Annotated in this window: 19 protein-coding genes; 7 read left to right on the forward strand and 12 right to left on the reverse strand. The window is 64.3% G+C overall.

Translation table 11 applies throughout. The annotated features are described in order from the left end of the window. Nucleotides 1-28: 28 nt before the first annotated feature. From LDO41_RS34310 to LDO41_RS25480, 3 genes are all read left to right on the forward strand, one after another. Nucleotides 29-385, forward strand: a complete 357-nt coding sequence (locus tag LDO41_RS34310; protein WP_318036302.1) for an oxidoreductase-like domain-containing protein — start codon at nucleotides 29-31, stop codon at nucleotides 383-385. Then, nucleotides 382-1242 (forward strand): NAD-dependent protein deacetylase, encoded by an 861-nt coding sequence (locus LDO41_RS25475; protein ID WP_223993375.1) that lies wholly within the window; start codon nucleotides 382-384, stop codon nucleotides 1240-1242. Before LDO41_RS34310 ends, LDO41_RS25475 begins: the two co-directional genes overlap by 4 nt. Nucleotides 1243-1611: 369 nt before the next feature. Continuing rightward, nucleotides 1612-2553: a DMT family transporter gene (locus LDO41_RS25480; protein ID WP_223993376.1), complete on the forward strand. Its 942-nt coding sequence runs from the start codon at nucleotides 1612-1614 to the stop codon at nucleotides 2551-2553. Here LDO41_RS25480 and LDO41_RS25485 read toward each other — a convergent pair whose 3' ends face one another. The 3 genes from LDO41_RS25485 to LDO41_RS25495 all read right to left on the reverse strand — a co-directional run bounded on the left by LDO41_RS25485 (nucleotide 2554) and on the right by LDO41_RS25495 (nucleotide 3917). Next, nucleotides 2554-3087 carry a DUF1439 domain-containing protein gene (locus tag LDO41_RS25485; RefSeq protein WP_223993454.1) on the reverse strand — a complete coding sequence of 178 codons (534 nt, stop codon included), beginning with the start codon at nucleotides 3085-3087 and terminating at the stop codon, nucleotides 2554-2556. A 117-nt stretch (nucleotides 3088-3204) separates the two neighbouring features. Beyond that, nucleotides 3205-3408, reverse strand: a complete 204-nt coding sequence (locus LDO41_RS25490) for a SlyX family protein (RefSeq protein WP_223993377.1) — start codon at nucleotides 3406-3408, stop codon at nucleotides 3205-3207. A gap of 77 nt (nucleotides 3409-3485) precedes the next feature. Then, on the reverse strand, nucleotides 3486-3917 hold the full coding sequence (locus tag LDO41_RS25495; protein WP_223993378.1) for a VOC family protein: 432 nt from the start codon (nucleotides 3915-3917) through the stop codon (nucleotides 3486-3488). Between the two features lie 205 nt (nucleotides 3918-4122). Here LDO41_RS25495 and argG point away from each other — a divergent pair, with 205 nt between their 5' ends. The 3 genes from argG (at nucleotide 4123) to LDO41_RS25510 (ending at nucleotide 9845) form a co-directional block, all read left to right on the forward strand. Beyond that, on the forward strand, nucleotides 4123-5448 hold the full coding sequence (argG, locus tag LDO41_RS25500) for an argininosuccinate synthase (protein WP_223993379.1): 1326 nt from the start codon (nucleotides 4123-4125) through the stop codon (nucleotides 5446-5448). A gap of 99 nt (nucleotides 5449-5547) precedes the next feature. Then, a complete protein-coding gene (locus tag LDO41_RS25505; RefSeq protein ID WP_223993387.1) occupies nucleotides 5548-6558 on the forward strand; it encodes an aldo/keto reductase in 1011 nt (336 codons plus the stop codon). 230 nt (nucleotides 6559-6788) lie between these two features. After that, nucleotides 6789-9845, forward strand: a complete 3057-nt coding sequence (locus LDO41_RS25510) for a transglycosylase domain-containing protein (protein ID WP_223993389.1) — start codon at nucleotides 6789-6791, stop codon at nucleotides 9843-9845. Nucleotides 9846-9847: 2 nt separating this feature from the next. Here the strand turns inward: LDO41_RS25510 and LDO41_RS25515 are convergent, their stop codons facing one another. Continuing rightward, nucleotides 9848-10099: a GlsB/YeaQ/YmgE family stress response membrane protein gene (locus LDO41_RS25515; RefSeq protein WP_223993390.1), complete on the reverse strand. Its 252-nt coding sequence runs from the start codon at nucleotides 10097-10099 to the stop codon at nucleotides 9848-9850. 275 nt (nucleotides 10100-10374) lie between these two features. Beyond that, entirely contained in the window at nucleotides 10375-12480 is a 2106-nt protein-coding gene (fusA, locus tag LDO41_RS25520; protein ID WP_223993391.1) for an elongation factor G, read from the reverse strand. A 167-nt stretch (nucleotides 12481-12647) separates the two neighbouring features. On the opposite strand from fusA, the gene LDO41_RS25525 reads away from it, so the two are divergent. Further along, entirely contained in the window at nucleotides 12648-13409 is a 762-nt protein-coding gene (locus LDO41_RS25525; protein WP_223993392.1) for a DUF3047 domain-containing protein, read from the forward strand. Between the two features lie 14 nt (nucleotides 13410-13423). On the opposite strand, the gene LDO41_RS25530 is transcribed toward LDO41_RS25525, so the two are convergent. The 7 genes from LDO41_RS25530 to LDO41_RS25560 form a co-directional block, all read right to left on the reverse strand. Next, a complete protein-coding gene (locus tag LDO41_RS25530; protein ID WP_223993393.1) occupies nucleotides 13424-14206 on the reverse strand; it encodes a lipoate--protein ligase family protein in 783 nt (260 codons plus the stop codon). A 39-nt stretch (nucleotides 14207-14245) separates the two neighbouring features. After that, on the reverse strand, nucleotides 14246-15259 hold the full coding sequence (locus tag LDO41_RS25535; RefSeq protein ID WP_223993394.1) for an LLM class flavin-dependent oxidoreductase: 1014 nt from the start codon (nucleotides 15257-15259) through the stop codon (nucleotides 14246-14248). Nucleotides 15260-15428: 169 nt separating this feature from the next. After that, complete coding sequence (locus LDO41_RS25540; RefSeq protein WP_223993395.1) at nucleotides 15429-16403, reverse strand: DedA family protein/thiosulfate sulfurtransferase GlpE; 975 nt, start codon at nucleotides 16401-16403, stop codon at nucleotides 15429-15431. Nucleotides 16404-16416: 13 nt separating this feature from the next. Then, nucleotides 16417-16890 carry an Hpt domain-containing protein gene (locus LDO41_RS25545; protein ID WP_223993400.1) on the reverse strand — a complete coding sequence of 158 codons (474 nt, stop codon included), beginning with the start codon at nucleotides 16888-16890 and terminating at the stop codon, nucleotides 16417-16419. Beyond that, the gene (locus tag LDO41_RS25550; RefSeq protein WP_223993403.1) at nucleotides 16887-17522 is read right to left on the reverse strand and encodes a response regulator transcription factor; all 636 of its coding nucleotides are present in this window, start codon (nucleotides 17520-17522) and stop codon (nucleotides 16887-16889) included. The genes LDO41_RS25545 and LDO41_RS25550 overlap by 4 nt, the downstream gene beginning before the upstream one ends. 351 nt (nucleotides 17523-17873) lie before the next feature. Further along, on the reverse strand, nucleotides 17874-18695 hold the full coding sequence (locus LDO41_RS25555) for a hypothetical protein (protein ID WP_223993405.1): 822 nt from the start codon (nucleotides 18693-18695) through the stop codon (nucleotides 17874-17876). 284 nt (nucleotides 18696-18979) lie between these two features. Continuing rightward, nucleotides 18980-19369 (reverse strand): OsmC family protein, encoded by a 390-nt coding sequence (locus tag LDO41_RS25560; RefSeq protein ID WP_223993455.1) that lies wholly within the window; start codon nucleotides 19367-19369, stop codon nucleotides 18980-18982. Between the last annotated feature and the right edge of the window lie 532 nt (nucleotides 19370-19901).

Consider the following 19901-nt stretch of genomic DNA (forward strand, 5'->3'; position numbering starts at 1 on the left):
GTGCCCAAAATGTGCGACAAGGCTAGCAGTGCAACGCGCCCTTTCGTGCCGCGCGCAGCTTCTGTCGAAACAATTCAGCATGGCGCGCGGAAGCGTGCAGATCGCTTTTGTCCTGCCGTGCGTGCCGGCAGGGAGGCAGGCGCAGGCATATACTGGCGCAGTATCTGCAAACAAAGATTTCTACGTGTCACAAAACTCTCTCGAAGACAGCCGCCCGGTGCCTCCGGAGCGTCCCGGCGACAACGAGTGTTGCCAAAGCGGCTGCGACCCCTGCGTGTTCGATTTCTACGCCAGTGAAATGGTTCGCTACCGGCAGGAACTCAAGGCGTGGGAAGCGCGCCAGGCCGCCCGCGAGGAACGCCACGATCGCAAGGCCGACGCGTGAGCGATCTGCTCGACTTCGTGTTGCGGCATCCGCGCCTGTTCGTGCTGACCGGCGCGGGCATCAGCACGGACTCGGGCATCCCCGGTTACCGCGACGAACGCGGCCAGTGGCAGCGCTCCGCACCCACCACGCTGCAGGCATTTCGCGGCTCGCATGCGGCGCGTCAGCGCTACTGGGCGCGTAGCATGCTCGGCTGGCCCATCGCGGCCGGCGCGCAACCCAACGTCAGCCATCGCGTAGTGGCCGGACTTGGCGAGCAGGATCGCCTGGCCGCGTTGGTCACCCAGAACGTCGATGGCCTGCACCAGCGTGCGGGCAGCCCCGACGTGGTCGAACTGCACGGCAGCCTGCGCGGCGTGGTGTGCCTGTCGTGCGGTACGGAGTACGAGCGCGCGGGCGTCCAGCAATGGCTGTGGGACCAGAACGCCGCGTTGCGCGATGTCATCGCCAATCCGCTCGCCGATGGCGACGTCGAACTCGAGTCGCCGCTGTTCGCCGAATTCCGCGTGCCCGTGTGCGAGCGCTGCGAGGGCATGCTCAAGCCCGATGTCGTGTTCTTCGGCGAGTCCGTGCCGCTCGATCGCGTGGAGCACGCGCGCGCCGGCCTCGCACGTGCCGATGCCATGCTCGTGATCGGCTCCTCGCTGACGGTACGCTCGGGCTACCGCTTCTGCCTATGGGCGCACGAGACCGGCAAGCCCATCGCCGCGCTCAACCTCGGCGTGACGCGCGCGGACCCGCTGCTGTCGCTCAAGGTGGAGGCGCCGATCGGCCTCGCGCTCGCAACGCTGGCCGCGCAGATCGGCGTCGAACTCCCTGCTCAGGACGGCGTTGACGGGCATGGGCACCGGGCGTAGTATCGGCACTCGTTGTTCATCATCTTTCTTGCGCCGCCACATGCTGCTGTCCTTCACGCCCGTCACCGTTGTTGCACGTCCGGTTTCCGGATCGGCGCAGCCGTGGGCGCGTGTCCGTGACGCACGTTGTGGTGTCGTTCGTCCTGTCGTGGCGAATTTGGGCCAAGCGGGCCATGTGGTCGTAACGCGAGCCGTTGCGGCTGGCGTCAGCCCGCCCCTGTCCCCGCCGCTCTCGCCTCCGCTGTCCCCGCCGACAGCACCGCCGCGCGGCTGATCGCCGCCGCTGCGTCTTCCTCCGGTTGTTCGTATTGCAGGGGTGCGTGATCGCACCATGCGCCGGAGGCTATTCGTTTCCCGACAGGACACATCATGACTTCCGACAGGAATGTTGCCGCGCGCTCGTCCGCCACCTCGTCCGCGGCGTCTACTCGTGCTGCACACGGCGCCACGCTGGCTGCCTATGCCCCCCACGGCGCCACTGCATTGTTCGTGCTGCTCTGGAGCGCGGGCGCCATCTTCAGCCGCCTCGGCCTTGCGCACGCGTCGCCATTCGCGTTTCTCACACTGCGGTTCGCGCTCGCGTTGAGCGTGCTCTTCGCCATTGGCATCATGCGCCGGCGTCTGCTGCCCGCGCGCGGCACGCGCCTGCGCGTGGCGGCCACGGGACTACTGCTGATTGGCGGCTACACCATTACATATCTGCTCGCGCTCGAGCATGGCATCTCACCCGGCGTGCTGGCCACGCTGCTCGGCGTCCAGCCGATCCTCACGCTGCTTTGGGTGGAGCGCCGGGTCTCGCCGGCGCGGCTCGCGGGACTGGCCCTCGCGCTCGGCGGTCTGGCGCTGATCGTCGCGCACAGCATCGCACTGGCGCGCTTCTCGTGGAGCGGCTTGCTCTGCGCGGGTGCCGCGCTGCTGTGCATGACGTCGGGTGCGATCCTGCAAAAGCGCATCGCGCAGGCGCCGGCCGACGTGCTGCCGCTGCAGTACGCCGTCAGCTTCCTCGCGTGCCTGCTGGTGGTGCCGTTCCAGCCGTTCACGTTCGAGTGGAACGTGGGCTTCCTCGTACCGCTGGTCTATATGGGCGTCGTGATCTCGGTCGTGGCCACGCTGCTGTTCTATCGGCTGATTGCCGCTGGCAATCTCGTCAATGTGACGAGCTTGTTCTACCTGGTGCCGCCGGGCACGGCACTGCTCGACTACCTGTGGCTCGGCAATCGGCTGTCGATCGCCTCGCTGGTCGGCATGGTCGGCGTGCTGGCAGGTCTCATGCTGGTGTTCCGCGCGGACGCGCGGCCATCGCGTCAATAATTACCGTTGCTTGATCTGCACGCGAATGCCTTCGGGCGCCATGGTGATGGCGCCCGGTTCGATCTCGGTGCCGTTGACCCGCAGTTCCTCGGGTTTGAACGTATAGAGCGGGTAGTCCTTGAGCAACTGTTGCGCGACCACCGCCCCGATGGCATTGAGCTGCTGGTTGTATTGCGGCATGCCTTGCACCTGCACCTGCTCGACAGTCGGATTGTCGAGCAGCACCGCACGCCGCGTGGCGTCATAGCGAACGCCGCTGATGAGCGCGAGCGAGCCGTTGATCGGCGGTGACGGCAGCAGCGTATTGGTGAGCGCGGCATCGACGAGCGTGGTGACGCGGTTGGTATTGCCGTCGAGCGTCAAGCGCGGGTGCGAGAGTTGCACGTTCACCAGTTCGCCATAACGGAGCGAGGCGGGAAAGCGCTTGTCGACAGCGCTCTGCAACTCGTCCTTCGAGAAGGTGAACTCGCCGGTCCAGATGTTGTAACCAGCGTGGGCGGCACCGCATAGGGCAGCAATGCACACGCCCAGCATCAGCGCGCGGGGGGATGTCAGCGGACGGCCTAAGGCGGGAAGGATGTCGCGTAGGGTCGGCATGGCGAAGTTGGGTAGCGTATATGACCAGTCAGACTCCGCGCCTTCGTCGATCGTTCAGTAATGCGGCGGAATCTCATGCTGCGGATTGCTCTCCGCGGCGGTGGCGGCACTCGCGCGCATCTGGTGATACAGCGCGCGAAACTGCTCCTGCAGCAGGTCGAGTTGCTGCTGCTGGCGGGCCACCGTCAGGTTCAGGGTTTCGATCAGGTCTTCCTGAAAGGCGAGCTTGATCTCGAGGTCGATCAGGCGGGATTCCATGGCATCTCTCCGGTTGGCCGCGCATTGTAAGCCACGGCCCGCACCGAGCGATGGTACGCGTCAGGCGACGGTATGCGTCACATCTTTGGCACGACCAGGACCATCCACGTTACGCCAAAGCGGTCGGTCACCATGGCGAACAACTCGCTGAAGAAGGTTTTGGCGGGCGCCATCTGCACCTGGCCGCCGACCGCAAGCGCGTTGAAGGCCTTCTCGCACGTCTCTTTGTCGAAGACCGAATACGAGAGCGCCACCCCCTTGAACTCCGCCTTGCCGGCATTGTTGCCATCGGACGCCATGATCAGCGAATCGCCCACCCAGAACGCCGCATGCATGACCTTGTCCTCGCTGCCGGGCTTCTGCACGCAGCCTTCGCTGGTTTTCTGCGGCTCCGGATTGTCACGGAACCGCATCAACATCTCGACGCGCGCGCCAAGCGCGCCCTTGTAAAACTCGATCGCTTCCTCGGTACGACCTTCGAAGAACAGGTACGGCTGGATCTGTGCCATCGATATCTCCTTGGTGGGCTGGACGCGGCGTGACAAATTTGTGTACGCCGTCCACAAAAGCCTAGCAAAGAATCTGGATAACGTCCACGGCACGATGTTTGGCGCGCGCGCCCCGACATGTCACAATTCACGGTTTGCAAGACTTGGAGCGATGCCTGCGACCCTATGTGCGTCCGGCGCCGCTTAATTTACCTGGATTCTGGCGATGACTACCATCCTGCAGCACATTCCCTCCGGCCAACGCGTCGGTATCGCTTTCTCGGGCGGCCTCGACACCAGCGCGGCTCTCCTCTGGATGCGCCAGAAGGGCGCGATTCCTTACGCCTACACCGCCAACCTCGGCCAGCCGGACGAGCCCGACTACGACGACATCCCGCGTCGCGCCAAGGCTTACGGTGCCGAGGAAGCGCGTCTGGTGGACTGCCGCACGCAATTGGTGGCGGAAGGCATCGCCGCGCTGCAATGCGGCGCTTTCCATATCTCGACCGCCGGCGTCACGTACTTCAACACCACGCCGATCGGCCGTGCGGTGACCGGCACGATGCTCGTGGCCGCGATGAAGGACGACGGCGTCAACATCTGGGGCGATGGCAGCACGTTCAAGGGTAACGACATCGAGCGCTTCTACCGCTACGGTCTGCTGACCAACCCGGGTCTGCAGATCTACAAGCCGTGGCTCGACCAGCAGTTCATCGACGAACTGGGCGGCCGTGCCGAGATGTCCGAGTTCATGCGTCAGAGCGGCCACGACTACAAGATGTCGGCCGAGAAGGCGTACTCGACGGACTCGAACATGCTGGGCGCCACGCACGAGGCGAAGGACCTCGAGCACCTGAATTCCGGCATCCGCATCGTGCAACCGATCATGGGCGTGCAGTTCTGGCGCGACGAGGTCGAGGTCAAGCGCGAGGAAGTCACCGTGCGCTTCGAGCAAGGCCAGCCGGTGGCCCTGAACGGCAAGACGTTTGCCAACAGCGTCGATCTGCTCATGGAAGCCAATCGCATCGGCGGCCGTCACGGCCTGGGCATGAGCGACCAGATCGAAAACCGCATCATCGAAGCCAAGAGCCGCGGCATCTACGAAGCCCCGGGCCTGGCGCTGCTGTTCATCGCCTACGAGCGTCTGATCACGGGCATCCACAACGAAGACACCATCGAGCAGTACCGCGACAACGGCCGCCGTCTGGGTCGTCTGCTGTACCAGGGCCGCTGGTTCGACCCGCAGGCCATCATGCTGCGTGAAACCGCTCAGCGCTGGGTGGCGGGTGCCGTGACGGGCGAAGTGACCATCGAGCTGCGCCGCGGTAACGATTACTCGATCCTCGACACGACGTCGCCGAACCTGACCTACAAGCCGGAACGCCTGACGATGGAGAAGGGCGAGTCGATGTTCACGCCGCTGGACCGTATCGGCCAGCTGACGATGCGTACGCTCGATATCGTCGATACGCGCGAGAAGCTGCAGACGTACGCCAAGTCCGGCCTGCTGTCGTCGAGCGTGAGCCCGGCGCTGCCGAAGCTGGAAGACTGAGCCAGTCTCCCCGCCCGATGAAAAAACCGACGCGTGAGCGTCGGTTTTTTTTTCGCGGCACAATACCGCGTTGCATAACAAACGCGAGACATAAACGCCATGCCAGACTTCACGATGCAGTACCGCCGCCTCGGCGCCAGCAATCTCAAGGTATCCACGCTGTGCCTGGGCACCATGATGTTCGGAGACCAGACCGACGAGGCCGAGGCCGGCCGCATCGTTGCGAGCGCGCACGCGCATGGCGTCAACTTCATCGATACCGCCGATGTCTACACGAAGGGCGCCTCCGAAGAGATGGTGGGGCGCCTGCTCGCCGGTAACCGGACCGATTGGGTGCTCGCGACCAAGCTCGGTAACCAGATGGGGAGCGGCCCGAACCAGTCGCACTATTCGCGCACGTGGATCATGAACGAGATCGACGCGAGCCTGCGTCGGCTGGCAACCGACTACGTCGACGTGCTGTACCTGCATCGCGATTTCATCGGCGCGAATCTCGAGGAGCCGGTACGCGCGATGGGCGACCTGATTCGCGCGGGCAAGATCCGTTACTGGGCGCTGTCCAATTTCCGCGGCTGGCGCATCGCCGAAATCGCGGGCCTGTGCGACAAGCTTGGCGTGCCGCGTCCCGTTGCATGTCAGCCGTATTACAACCTGCTCAACCGTATGCCCGAGGTCGAGATCCTGCCGGCGTGCAACCACTTCGGTCTGGGCGTGGTGCCGTATAGCCCGATCGCGCGCGGCGTGCTGACGGGCAAGTACCTGCCGGGCCAGCAGCCGGACGCCAACTCCCGCGCCGGCCGTGCCGACAAGCGCATGATGGAAACCGAATTCCGCGAGGAATCGCTGGTGATCGCGCAAACGCTCAAGGCCCACGCCGAAGCGCGCGGGCTCAACGCCGGCCAGTTTGCCACCGCGTGGGTGCTGGCCAATTCGTTCGTGAGCTCGGTCATCGCCGGCCCGCGCACGCTCGCGCAGTTCGAGGACTATTTTGGTGCAGTGGGTGCGGCGATCTCGGCGGAGGAAGAAGCGATGGTCGACGCACTGGTGCCACGTGGCCACGCTTCGACGCACGGCTACAACGACCCGAGCTATCCGTTCGTCGGTCGATAAGCTGCCGCCGAAATAACAACAGTCAGTGACGCGCAAGCTGTCGTGCGCGTCACGTGTTGCAGCCATCTGTTTGAATTCGTGTCTCAGGGCACATCCCATCTACGTTTCCACGGCGATCCGAGTAATATCAGAAGTAGACAGCGCGCTTCGAATGACGCGCGTTCTGCCTGGGGATGTGAGCCGGCACGCTGGCCGAAACGGCTGGCGTCGGTGCAACCGGATGCCGAAACGTGTTACGACGTGGCTGGATTCTCGCGGGCGTGGCGGTGGCCTTGTGTGGCGGTGCCTACATCGTCGTAAGCATCGTCGCGAACGAGGTTCGCACGTCGCAATGGCAGGCGCGCTACCTTGGCCGCCTCGGCAAGTCGTTGACGTTCGAAGTCCAGCCCGGCCGCAGCGACAGCATTCGCTTCCCGCATTCCGGCCCCTATGACGAGCGGCTCGGTTACGAACGTCTACCCGAGTTCGGCGAGCGCCTCGAGGCGCGCGGCTATGTGCCGATCGCGCAGGCCCGCATGTCGCCCAACATGGTGCGTCTCATGGACGACGGCATCTTCCCCGCGTATCGGGAAAAGAACCAGGCCGGCCTGGTTATTCGCGATTGCAATGCGCTGACCCTCGCGTTCGAACGCTATCCGCAGCGGCAATACGACGACTTCGATGCCGTACCACGCGTGCTCGTGGATGCGCTGCTATACGTCGAAAACCAGAACTTGCTTCACCCCGAGTATCCGATGATGAACCCCGCCGTGGACTGGCGGCGGCTGTCGCGCGCGGTGCTCGACCGGGGCATTCGCCTGGCGGACAGCTCGCATCAATCGCCGGGCGGCAGCACGCTCGCCACCCAGATCGAGAAGTATCGCCATTCGCCCGAGGGCAAGACGCAATCGGTGCCCGATAAATTCCGCCAGATGGCCTCGGCTTCGCTGCGCGCCTATCTCGACGGGCCGGACACGCAACGCGCGCGCGAGCGCATCATTACCGACTACCTGAACACCGTGCCGCTCTCCGCGCGCGCGGGCCATGGCGAAGTCAGCGGCATGGGTGACGGCCTGTGGGTCTGGTATGGGGAGGACTTCAATACCGTCAACGCGCTGCTGCGGCAAATGAATCCGCGTGATCCAACGCCGCGCGAGGCGCAGGCCTACAAGCGCGCGCTTTCGCTGATCATCTCGCAGCGTCGCCCCTCGTTCCACCTGCGTCGCGACGATACCAATCTGGATGCGCTCACGGGTAGCTACCTGCGGCTGCTGTCCAGCGCGGGCATCATCACCCCGGGTTTGCGCGACGCCGCGATCGCCGCGTCACTGGACAAGGCCGCGCCGCCGCAGCGCCCGGACCAACAGCCATGGATCACGCGCAAGGCCGTCAATCAGGTGCGCAACGATATCTCGCATCTGACGGGCATCGCCGGCCGCTACGACCTCGATCGCCTCGACCTGACCGTCGATAGCAGCATTAACCGCGAAGCGCAGCGCATCGTCACCGACACGCTCGTGCGCATGCGCAATCCCGCCGATGCGCGCACGATGGGTCTCTACGGCAAGAACATGCTGCGTGACAGCGACGACCCATCACGGCTGGTGGCGAGCTTCACGCTGTTTGAGCGTGTCGGCAACACCAGCCTCGTGCGTGTGCAGGCCGACAACGTCGACCAGCCATTCGACATCAACAGCGGCGCCCGCCTGAACCTCGGCTCCACTGCGAAGCTGCGCACGCTCGTGACGTATCTCGAAATCATTACCGAACTGCACGCGCGCTACGCTGACGCCAGCCGCGAAGCGCTGGCGGCGCTGCAGGTACCGCGGCAGGATGCGCTGACGCGCTGGGCCGTCGATTACCTGATCAAGACGCGCACGCCGCAGGAGCGCGAGCTGGGCGCGATGCTCGAAGCCGCCATGGAGCGCAAATACTCGGGCAACGCGGGCGAGTCGTTCTACACCGGCGGCGGCATGCAGACGTTCACGAACTTCGAGCGCTGGGAGGGCGAGCGCCAGATGACCGTGCGTATCGGCTTCCAGTTCTCGGTCAATCTCGTGTTCATTCGCATGATGCGCGACATCGTGCGCTACGAGCTGTACCAGACCCATCCCGACGCCGCCACCCTGTACGAAGATCGCAATTCGCCGGAACGGCGCGTCTGGCTCGAGCGCTTCGCCGATCAGGAAGGCAGCGCGTTCATGACCACGTTCTACCAGCGTTATCGCGGCAAGACCTCCGATGAGCGGCTCAAGGTGTTGCTCGACCGCGTGAAGATGCCCACGCCGCGGCTCACCGCGGTGCGGCTGTCGGTCACGCTGCTCAGCGCGCGGCCGAACACCGACTACGGGACCTTCGCCAGCACCGTGCAGGCGCGCATGCCCAAGGCCCACAAGCTGACCGACGAAGAACTGGAAGCGCTGTTCGCCAAGTACGGCAAGGACAAGTTCAATCTCAACGATCGCGGTTATCTGTCGCGCATCCATCCGCTCGAACTGTGGATGGTCGAGTATCTCGGCAATCATCCGGACGCACCGTTGGCTGATATCCTCGAAGCCAGTTCGGCGCAGCGGCAGGAAGTCTATGCGTGGTTGTTCAAGACGCGCAGCAAGCTTGGCCAGGACGCGCGCATCCGCACGCTGCTGGAGCGCGATGCGTTCAACCGCATCGCCAAGCGGTGGCAACGTCTGGGCTATCCGTTCGACACACTGACGCCGTCTTATGCGACCTCGATCGGCGCATCGGGCGATCGGCCTGCCGCGCTGGCGGAGCTCGCGGGCATCATCCTGAACAATGGCATCGACGCGCAGCCCGCCGCGGTACAGCGGCTCGACTTCGCCGCGCAGACGCCGTACGCGACGTTCTACGCGTTGCAGCCGGGACAGGGCAAGCCGCTGATTGCACCCGAAATCGCGACCATCGTGCACAGGTCCATGCTCGATGTGGTCGAGAACGGCACGGCCCGCTCGATTCGCGGCGCGTTCGTGCCGTCGGGCAAGGTGGGACAGACCCCCGCGATGCCGTTGCAGATCGCGGGCAAGACCGGTACCGGCGATCAGCGCTTCCAGACCTACGGTCCGGGCGGACGCGTGATCTCGTCACGCATCGTCAACCGCTCGGCGACGTTCGTGTTCCTGCTGGGGGATCGATATTTCGGGACGGTGACGATTCACGTACGGGAACCGTACGCGGTGCGCTACGCGTTCACGAGCGCGCTGGCGGTCAGGGTACTGCGCACGCTTGCACCGCAGGTGACCGCGATGGCGACGCCCGGCAGCGATGCCACACTGCTGCGCTGCCGGAACTGAACTCAGCGCTTGCGGCGCACGAGGTCGTAGAGAAACAGCAGCACGAGCGCGCCCACCACCGACGCAATCCATCCCGCCGCCTGCCCGGGCTCATACCACCCGGCCGCGCGCCCGACATAGCCGGCCACCACCGCGCCGAGCACGCCGAGGATGATCGTCATGATCCAGCCCATCTTGTCATCACCGGGCTTGATGGCGCGCGCAATCAGTCCGACGATCAGTCCCACGAATACCGTGCCGATAAATGCCATCATGATGCGCTCCTGTCTTGAGCCAACGGATGATTGCTCTCCCTGCGGGAGAGTAGCACGCGCATGACGCGCTCACGGTGTGCTCCCTAACATCGAGGAGAACGCCGCGCCCATCGCATGCTGTCCCTCTCCCCGAGAGGGCGCCGCGCGCAACGCATGCTCACGGTTTGCTCCCCTCTCCCTGGAGGGAGAGGGGCCGGGGGTGAGGGTGAAAGCTTAAATCACCAATTGTTTGCTCCCCTCTCCCTCGGGGAGAGGGGCCGGGGGTGAGGGCGCTTTCAAGTCTTGCGCGAATTGATCACCGCCTCCGCCACATTGGCCGGTGCTTCCGCGTAGTGCTTGAACTCCATCGTGTACGTCGCGCGCCCCTGTGACAGCGAACGCAGCGAGGTCGAGTAGCCGAACATCGTCGCCAGCGGAACCTCCGCCCGCACGATCTTGCCGCCACCGCCGGCAATGTCCTCCATGCCATGCACGATGCCACGACGCGAGGACAGATCGCCCATCACGTTACCCGTGAATTCTTCCGGCGTCTCCACCTCGACCGCCATCATCGGCTCCAGCAGCACCGGCTTGGCGCGCCGCATGCCCTCCTTGAAGGCCATCGAACCAGCCATGCGGAACGCGTTCTCGTTCGAGTCCACGTCGTGGTACGAACCGAACACCAGCGTCGCCTTCACGTCGACCACCGGATAGCCCGCCAGCACACCGGTGTTCAGCGTCTCGCGAATGCCCTTGTCCACCGCGGGGATGAACTCGCGCGGCACCACGCCGCCCTTGATCGCATCGACGAACTCATAGCCACCACCCTGCTGCATCGGCTCGAGGTTCAGCACGACGTGACCATACTGGCCGCGACCGCCCGACTGCTTCACGAACTTGCCCTCGACATCCTTGATCGCGCTGCGGATGGTCTCGCGATACGCCACCTGAGGCTTGCCGACCGTGGCTTCCACATTGAACTCGCGGCGCATGCGATCGACGAGAATTTCGAGGTGCAGCTCGCCCATGCCAGAGATGATGGTCTGGCCCGATTCCTCATCGGTCGCCACGCGGAACGAAGGATCTTCCTGCGCCAGACGATTCAGCGCGATACCCATCTTCTCCTGATCGGCCTTGGTCTTGGGCTCCACGGCCTGCGAAATCACGGGCTCGGGGAAGCTCATGCGCTCGAGGATGATGACGTGGTCCGGATCGCACAGCGTATCGCCGGTGGTGGCCTCCTTCAGGCCCACCGCCGCGGCAATATCGCCGGCGCGCACTTCCTTGATCTCCTGACGCACGTTCGCATGCATCTGCAGGATGCGCCCGAGCCGTTCGCGCTTTTCCTTGACCGCGTTGTAGACCGTGTCGCCAGACTCCACCACGCCCGAATACACGCGGAAGAAGATCAGCTGGCCGACAAACGGATCGGTCATGATCTTGAACGCCAGTGCCGAGAACGGTTCCTCGTCGTTCGGATGCCGTTCGGCTTCCTTGTCGTCCTCGGTATGGCCAAGAATCGCCGGCACGTCGGCCGGCGACGGCAGATAGTCGATCACCGCGTCGAGCATGGTCTGCACGCCCTTGTTCTTGAATGCGCTGCCGCATAGCATGGGCACGATCTCGCCCGCGATCGTGCGCTGGCGCAGACCGGCCTTGATCTGTTCTTCGGTCAGCGCCTCGCCGCCGAGGTAGGCGTTGAGCAAATCCTCGTTGGCCTCGGCCGCAGCCTCGATCATCTTCTCGCGCCATTCGTCGGCGGTGGCTTGCAGCTCGGCCGGGATGTCCTTGTATTCGAACTTCACGCCCTGTGAGGCGTCGTCCCACACCACGGCCTTCATCTTGACGAGGTCGACCACCCCCAGGAAGCCGTCCTCGGCGCCTACGGGAATCTGGATCGGCACGGGCTTGCCCTTGAGCCGATCGACGATCTGCGTCTGCACGCGGAAGAAATCGGCGCCCACGCGATCCATCTTGTTGACGAACGCGATGCGCGGCACCTTGTACTTGTTGGCCTGGCGCCAGACGGTTTCCGACTGCGGCTGCACGCCGCCCACGGCGTCATAGACCATGCAGGCGCCATCGAGCACGCGCATCGAGCGTTCCACCTCGATCGTGAAGTCGACGTGACCCGGCGTATCGATGATGTTGATGCGATGTTCGGGATAGTTCCCGGCCATGCCTTTCCAGAAGGCGGTCGTCGCGGCGGACGTGATCGTGATGCCGCGCTCCTGCTCCTGCTCCATCCAGTCCATGGTCGCCGCACCGTCATGAACCTCGCCCAGCTTGTGGTTGACGCCGGTGTAGAACAGGATACGCTCGGTCGTCGTCGTCTTGCCGGCGTCGATGTGCGCACTGATACCGATGTTGCGGTAGCGTTCGATGGGGGTCTTGCGGGGCACGGTGAATTCTCCTGGATAGGGCACCACGGGCCGTTAGCGTAGCACCAACGCGCGACTTGCGCGCGGCGGGGCCGGCCGGTGTCGGACGGCGCCCTACGGCGTAGGCGATGCGGGCTTCCTACAATGTCGTGATGATTTCATTGAACACAAGATAAAAGGCGGATGCCATGGGTAGTCGCAGCGGGAGTGGCAGGAATCTACTGATTGCGGGCCTGATCGCGGCCACCGGCCTGGCGGGCGCGTGGACGGCGGGCACCGTCCGGGCGCAGGCGGCCGCCGCGCCCGGCGTCTCATTCTCGACTGCGCAGCCCGGCGGCGCGCTGCCGGCTGGCTGGCAAAACATGCCGGTGGTACGCGGCAAGACGCTGACCCAGTACAGCCTGGTGACCGACCAGGGCAAGACCGTGCTGCAGGCGGATGCCAATGCGGCGGCTTCCGGGCTGCTGCACGACGGCGATATCGACCTGTCCCGCACCCCGGTTGTCAGCTGGCGCTGGAAGGCATCCCCGATTCCGAACGCGGACAACAGCGTCAGCGCCCGTGAGGATGCCCCCGCCCGGCTCGTGTTCTTCTTCGACGGCCAGTCGGACAATCTGTCGATCGGCGAGCGCGCCGAGCAGATTGCGGCCAGTATTGGTGGTGAGAAGCTGCCGTACGCCACGCTGATGTACATCTGGTCGGCGAGCGCGCCGCCGGGCACCGTGATTCCCAACCCCCATACCAGCCGCGTGCAGATGATCGTTGTCTCGGGCGCGCCCGGCGATGCCGGCAAATGGCTCAAGCTGCGTCGCAACGTCGCCAGCGACTTCGAAAAGGTCTTCCACGAGAAGCCCGGCAAGCTCACCGGCTACGGCCTGCTGACAGATACGGACAATACCGGCGCCACCACGCGTGCGTGGTACGGCGATATCGTGTTCAAGCCGAATTAGCGCGTGGGAATGAGCTAAGACGCAACGCTGCCGGGCGGCACGCTACGCGAGATGCTGTCGCGCAGTGCCGCTGTGACACGTGCCACCAACGTGCCGTCGTCGATGCCGGCCGCCGATTCGCTCAACGACGCGCCCAATGACGCGCCCAGCGCCTCGCGCACGTTGACTACCTTGGCCGGATCGTAATGGCGGCCGCTCGCAATCGCGTCCTCGAACGCATTGGCCCGGGCATTGATCTCGACCGGATCGGCGGTTACCAGCAGCACCGCATGCGCGAGCACCAGATGCCGCTGGCCGTCCGCCGACTGGACCGCCGCGGGCGCGCGCCGCCAGTATTGCGCGGTGCCGGCGATCTTGCGCGGCGCGTCGGCCGGCCCCCAGGCAAGGTTGTAGCGGCCATCGCAGAACGACCCTTCCACCGCCTGCCAGTGCGTTTCCACGCCTACCGCACGCAGTCCATCGCCGAGCACCTCGCATAGATGGATATACGCGGGCTCCATCCAGCTGGCGGCGCCGCGCGGCACCGCGTAGGCCAGACTGATATTGAGAATGCCAGGCCCCTGCGGAACCAGCCCACCACCCGACATGCGCAGCCAGACCGGACACCCCTGCCGCGCGAACGCGTCGCGCGCGGCCTCCACGCCGGGCGCCCGCAGGTAGCTCCGCGGAATCACGAGCGCGAGCGGTGCCTCCCAAAGCTGGGCCACGGGGCCGTGCGCGGCCTGGTCGAGCAGCGCGAGCTCCCCCTGCAGGGGATCGGCTTCCAGCGGATCGGGTGTCGCAAAGGTGAAGGGCATGGCTGCATTCTCCACCAGAATCGCGTCCCGGCCGAGCCCTTAATCCACGCGCAGACGTGGCTGCAGCGAGCGCGCGATATCCGCCGCGATCTCGAACGACTTCAGCCGCGCCGCATGGTCGTAGATCATGCCGGTCAGCATCAGCTCGTCGGGTTGCAAGTCATCGACGAAGCGCTGCATTTCCTGCCGTACGGTGTCAGGACTGCCGACCGCCGAACTGGCGAGCGAGCGACGGATATGATCGGCCTCGCTTGCATCCCACAGCCGCGAGATATCGTCCACGGGCGGTTTCAGCTGGCCCGGCGTGCCCCGCACCAGCGCGAGAAACTGCTGCTGCAGCGAGCTGAACAGTCGCTGGCCTGCCTCGTCCGTGTCGGCCGCGAATACATTGAAGCCAAGCATCACGTGCGGGCGATCGAGCTGCTCGGACGGTCGGAACGTGCGGCGATACAGATCCACGGCCTGGCGCATAAAGCCCGGCGCAAAGTGAGACGCGAACGAAAACGGCAGGCCCATCGCCGCCGCCAGCTGCGCGCTGAACAGGCTGGAACCCAGCAGCCACAGCGGAACCTTGAGTCCGGCGCCAGGCACCGCGCGCAGACGCTGGCCGGGGCGCACGTCGTCGAAGTAGGCCTGCAGTTCCTCCACATCCTGCGGGAAGGAGTCGGCACTGTCGTGACTCAGCTGCCGGCGCAGCGCGCGCGCCGTGGCCTGGTCGCTGCCCGGCGCGCGGCCGAGCCCGAGGTCGATGCGGCCCGGGTAGAGCGCGGCTAGCGTGCCGAACTGCTCGGCAATCACCAGCGGAGAATGGTTGGGCAGCATGATGCCGCCGGAACCCACGCGAATCGTCGACGTGCCATTGGCGACGTAGCCGATCAGCACCGACGTGGCGGCGCTCGCAATACCGGGCATGTTGTGATGTTCGGCGAGCCAGAAGCGGCGATAGCCAAGGCGTTCCGCGTGGCGGGCAAGGTCCAGCGAGTTGCGCATGGCCTGGCCGGCATCGCTGCCTTCCACGATCGGTGAAAGGTCGAGCAGGGAGTAGGGGATCATTACAGGTGCGCGCGACGGATGTGGCGCGGGTCGGTGACTACGGACGGGCTATGGTAATCACGACCGCGCGATCGTGCTGGCGGCCCGAGAGACCCTGAAGCGGGTGGGGAGAACGTGGGAGAGTGCGCGCTGCGTCCCCGTTTGGCCTGATATGGGCCTCACCCGAGCCTCAATGCGCAGCCGGTTGCGGATGCGGGCTGTCCTTCGACTTGCGCTGGGCGGCAACCGCTTCCTGCAGCTTCTTCCATTCGTCGAAGCCCCCGGCCAGCGCCCACGTCTTCTTGTAGCCGGCCAATCGCAGCCGCTCCGCCAGCACTGCCGCCGAATACTCGTGCGGGCAGGCGCAGTAGATCACGATGTCATCGGATGCCGGATAGTCGCCGAGGATATCGAGCGAAGCCTTGAGATCCATGACCAGTGCGCCCGGAATGCGCTCGATCGGTGTCGCGCCGTACGCACGCACATCCACCACGAGCGGCAGGGTCCCGCTGGCGCGGCGGGTTTCAAGGTCCATCACCGTCATGCGCGGCACGCGGCCCGCACGGCGCAGCAGACGATAACGCTGCCAGAAGCGCCAGGCGATGAACAGCGCGAAGGCGCCAACCACCATCGCCAACGCGATCGGGCCGTAGGTGCTGAACGCCTCGAGAATCGTGTCGACGAAATCGCTGAACACCACACCCGCCAGCAACGCGCCGCCGGCCCAGACCAGCGCGCCGAGCGCATCGTAGAACAGGAATTTGTGCAGCGGTGTGTTGGTCATGCCCGCCATCGCCGTGGACAGCGCGCCCGCGCCGGGCAACAGCTTCGCGAACACCAGAGAGCGCGGCCCCACGCGCAGATACAGCGATTGCGTCTGCCGGATGCAGCTGTCCGGAGAGATCGACACGCGGCAGATCGTGCGCAGCATCGGCTGGCCCAGCCGGCGGCCGGCGAAGTACCAGGCGGTATCCGCGATCAGGCATGCGACGATCACGGCCAGCAGCACGATGCCGATCGACGGGCCATCGGCCTGCATCGACAGTGCGCCTGCCACAAACAGCATCGGATAGGCGGGCACAGGGAGACCCGCCTGTTCAGCGAGCACGCTCAGGAAGACCAGCAGCACACCATGGCCGTCGAGCAGGCCTTGCAAATCGCCCACGGCAATCCCCTTGTCAGTAACCAGTACAGACCGACAGTGTGCCAGCGCAATCTGTCTCCTGCACGTGCGCGCTGTGAATAATGCGTTCAGATTCGTTAAACGGACTGTTAAAAGATGCGGCAAGGCGATGCAGTTCGCCATGCAGATCGCCCGCGAGGGCCACAAACGCGGTCAGGCGCCGACGAATGGTGGCGATCCGCTCGCGCCGCAACGCTTGTTCCAGGTGCTCGGCGGCAGCCACCAGCGCGAAGCATTGCGTCAGCCCGCCACTCCCCTTGATGCGATGCACATGTCTGCCGGCGGCCAGCCAGTCTTCCACTGCGGCCGTATGAGAGAGCCCCGCAAGATCGCCAGCCATCGCCTCGCGCAGGCGATCGATCAGATCCCGGCACAGGGCGGCGTCACCGCGCGTGATATTTGCGAGCACGGTGGCAAGTCCGGCCCGCTCCGCGGGCGGTAGCACGGCGATGCCGTTCTTCGTCGTCATCCTGTCAGCCCTCGCTGCCGGGCGAAGTCGACGAGGTCCACAAGCGAATCGGCATGCAGCTTGATCATGATGCGGGTCTTGTAGCTGCTGACAGTCTTGTTGCTGATGAACAAAGCCGCGCCAATCGCCTTGTTGGACATGCCCCGCGCGAGCATTTGCAGCACCACCATCTCCTTGTCCGAGAGGAGATCCAGTCCGCCGTCCTCGATCTTGGGCGGCGCGCCTTTTGTTGGGACTGGGTGCCGACCGCCGGTCGGAAACACCGTATAGCCGGTCAGTACCGTCTCCACGCAACGCATGAACGTCAGCATGTCCTGGCTCTTGCTGCAGAATCCCTGTACCCCCGCATGCCAGGCGCGCAAGGCAAATAGCTCGGGATCCTGCGCCGACACGACCAGAATGCGGACGTCCGGCTGAATCGCGCGCATGCGCAAGGCCACATCGAGACCGTTGATGCGCGGAATATCCAGGTCCAGCACGACCAGATCGGGCTTGTGCGCACGCATGGTCTCCACGGCGTCCTGGCCGTTATCGGCTTCCAGCACGCCCTGCAGGCCTTCCAGCGTCGCCAGCTGAACGCGCAGCGCAAGTCTCAAAGGGGGGTGGTCGTCGACGATCAGAATCGTTGTCATACTTCGCTACCTCGTTGCAGCCATCCTGCCACGACTGCGCCCCAAGGGCTGACACGCAGATAGTGTTGACAAGTCGCCCTGTCACACGGCTGACGCAGTATATGGAAGCAACGAAGGGGAGCGATGTACGAGATTTCCGCTCGGCTACCGTGAATATTCAGCACGGTAACGCGGAAAAGGATGCGCGGCCTGCGCGCATCGCCGATCGTACAAAAAAATCGCGGCCCACCGCGCACAACGGAGGGCCGCCAATCGGGAATGCGAGGAGGTCAGATTCCTCAAGAAGAGTTATCGTCACGCCGGGCGCTTGTTTATCCCCACTTAAGTGGGGAATGCGCCACTTCCGCGCAATCAGGCAATCAGCCGCCTGGTCTGTGCTTCGGCGGCGGCCGCATCGCGCATGCGGCGAACTCCCGCCTCCATCTCTTCATGCGCCGCATCGAGCCAGGCAATGCGATGCCTCACGGGGTCGTTCGGTGACAGGTCACGCTCGGCAATCTCGCGCAGGAAGTAGCGCACCATGCTGCCGGCGCGCGCGGGCACCGGCATCATCCCGAGCAGTTGCTCGCGGGCCAGCGTGCCGGTATTCGCGGCATGCCGCAGTCCCGCCCATGCAGTCCGGCCCAGTGCGACGTAGAGTGCGCGGGGGCTGACTTCCGCCAGCCGCGCCAGGAATTGCTGCTCGAACGCGGCACGCAGCATCGGCACATCCACCAGCTCGTCGAACGGCCCGTCGAATACCAGCCCGCGCCGTGTGGTGACGTAGGGCAGCAGCGCCATCGGCTGGATATGTTCGAACCCTTCGTTCCACAGGGCCGCGCCGTGCGGCATGCCGATCAGCTCGGGCACCCGGAAATGATCGAGCATGCGAATCAGGTTTGGCCGCACGAGCCGTCCGCCCAACTCGACGCGCCGCTTGTTCTCGCGTTGGATGACTCTGCCGGGCGAGTGCGCGCGCAGCAGCTCGTCGGTGGTCGCCGCAGCCAGGCGCGCATGGGTGTGTCCGGGCGTGGTACTGACCAGCACCAGACGAGCGCCCGGATTGCGATGCTCGAAAGGGACGTACTCCATGACATAGGTGCCGTCCCGATCCACTGTTACCGGTCGTTCCGCGATACCGGCAATGCCCCCGCGCCGGATACGCGCGCAATACTCTTCGATGTAATTCGCCAAGATGTCCCCGCTTCAACGCGATTTCTGCTGTACGTCGTCCGTTTTTGTTCTGTTTTCATCTTAAGCGTGGCCAGATGACGGATAAAGCGTACGAGTGCTGTTTGAACCCCGTTGCGGCGCGATGTTCGTGGGCGAGCGAACAAAGACACCCATCCATGCAAATGGTGCGGGCGAAAAAAACCGAGCACTTGCAGTGCCCGGTAACCCATTTGCTGACTCAGGTTGTCGAAGCCCGAGAACTTAAATAATAACGATTCTCATTTAATCTTACAACCATCCATCATTCATTCAAGGGTTGTTTCGATCGAGATCTGCGCCGACAGCGACTTGTGCACCGGGCACTTATTGGCGACGCGTAGCAGGTCCTCCCGCGCGGCGGGCGCCAGCTCGCCCTCCACTCGGACGGTGCGCAGCATCCGATACTGCCCGGCGCTCTCTTCGTGGGTCACCGAAACATGCACGGCACGCAGATCGTAGGCCTTGCGCTTGGCGTAGACCTGCATCGTGAGCGCGGTACACGCGGCGAGTGCGGAGTCCAGCAGTTCGTGCGGGTTTGGAATCGACGTGTCGCCGCCGAACTCGGCGTCGAGGTCGGCCCGCCAGTGCGCGGTGCCGTTGCTCAGTTCACAGATGGTGGAGCTCTGGGCGGCATTCCAGGTGGCATCGATGGTCATCGGATGGTCCTTAACAGAGAGGGTGGGAACGATCATTGGCGCTCGGGGAGATTCTATACACAGGTGCCCTTTGCATCTTTTTTACGGATCGATGACAAAACGCTTGCCAAGGTCGCAGAGTCGGCTTAATATTCGCCCCCTCGCAACACAAACCGAAAGACAGCAGCAGCGGAAACGCAGCGCTGGCGCGGGTTGCGGGGAGATTGGTAGGACGTCAGCGAGTTGGTCGATGCAGAAATTAAATCGACAAACTAGTTGACGAGAAGCAAGAAACGCTACATACTCTCGCTTCTTCGCTGCAACAAAACAGCGACGCAGTAAAGCAAGCAGCAAAACGCAAACGGCAAAGCCGGTGGCGCAAGTTCTTTAACAAACAAACAACCGATAAGTGTGGGCGCTTGATGACGGTGCACCGAAGGTTTCGATCTTCGGCAAGCTTCAAAAGTTATCAGTGCTCGCACAGTAAAACATGTTGGTTCTGTCTTCGGATGGAGCCAGTCAGTTTTCTGAGAGTGAGCGACCGCTCGAAAGA

Source organism: Cupriavidus pampae (genome assembly GCF_914271485.1).
Taxonomy (GTDB): Bacteria; Pseudomonadota; Gammaproteobacteria; order Burkholderiales; family Burkholderiaceae; genus Cupriavidus; species Cupriavidus pampae.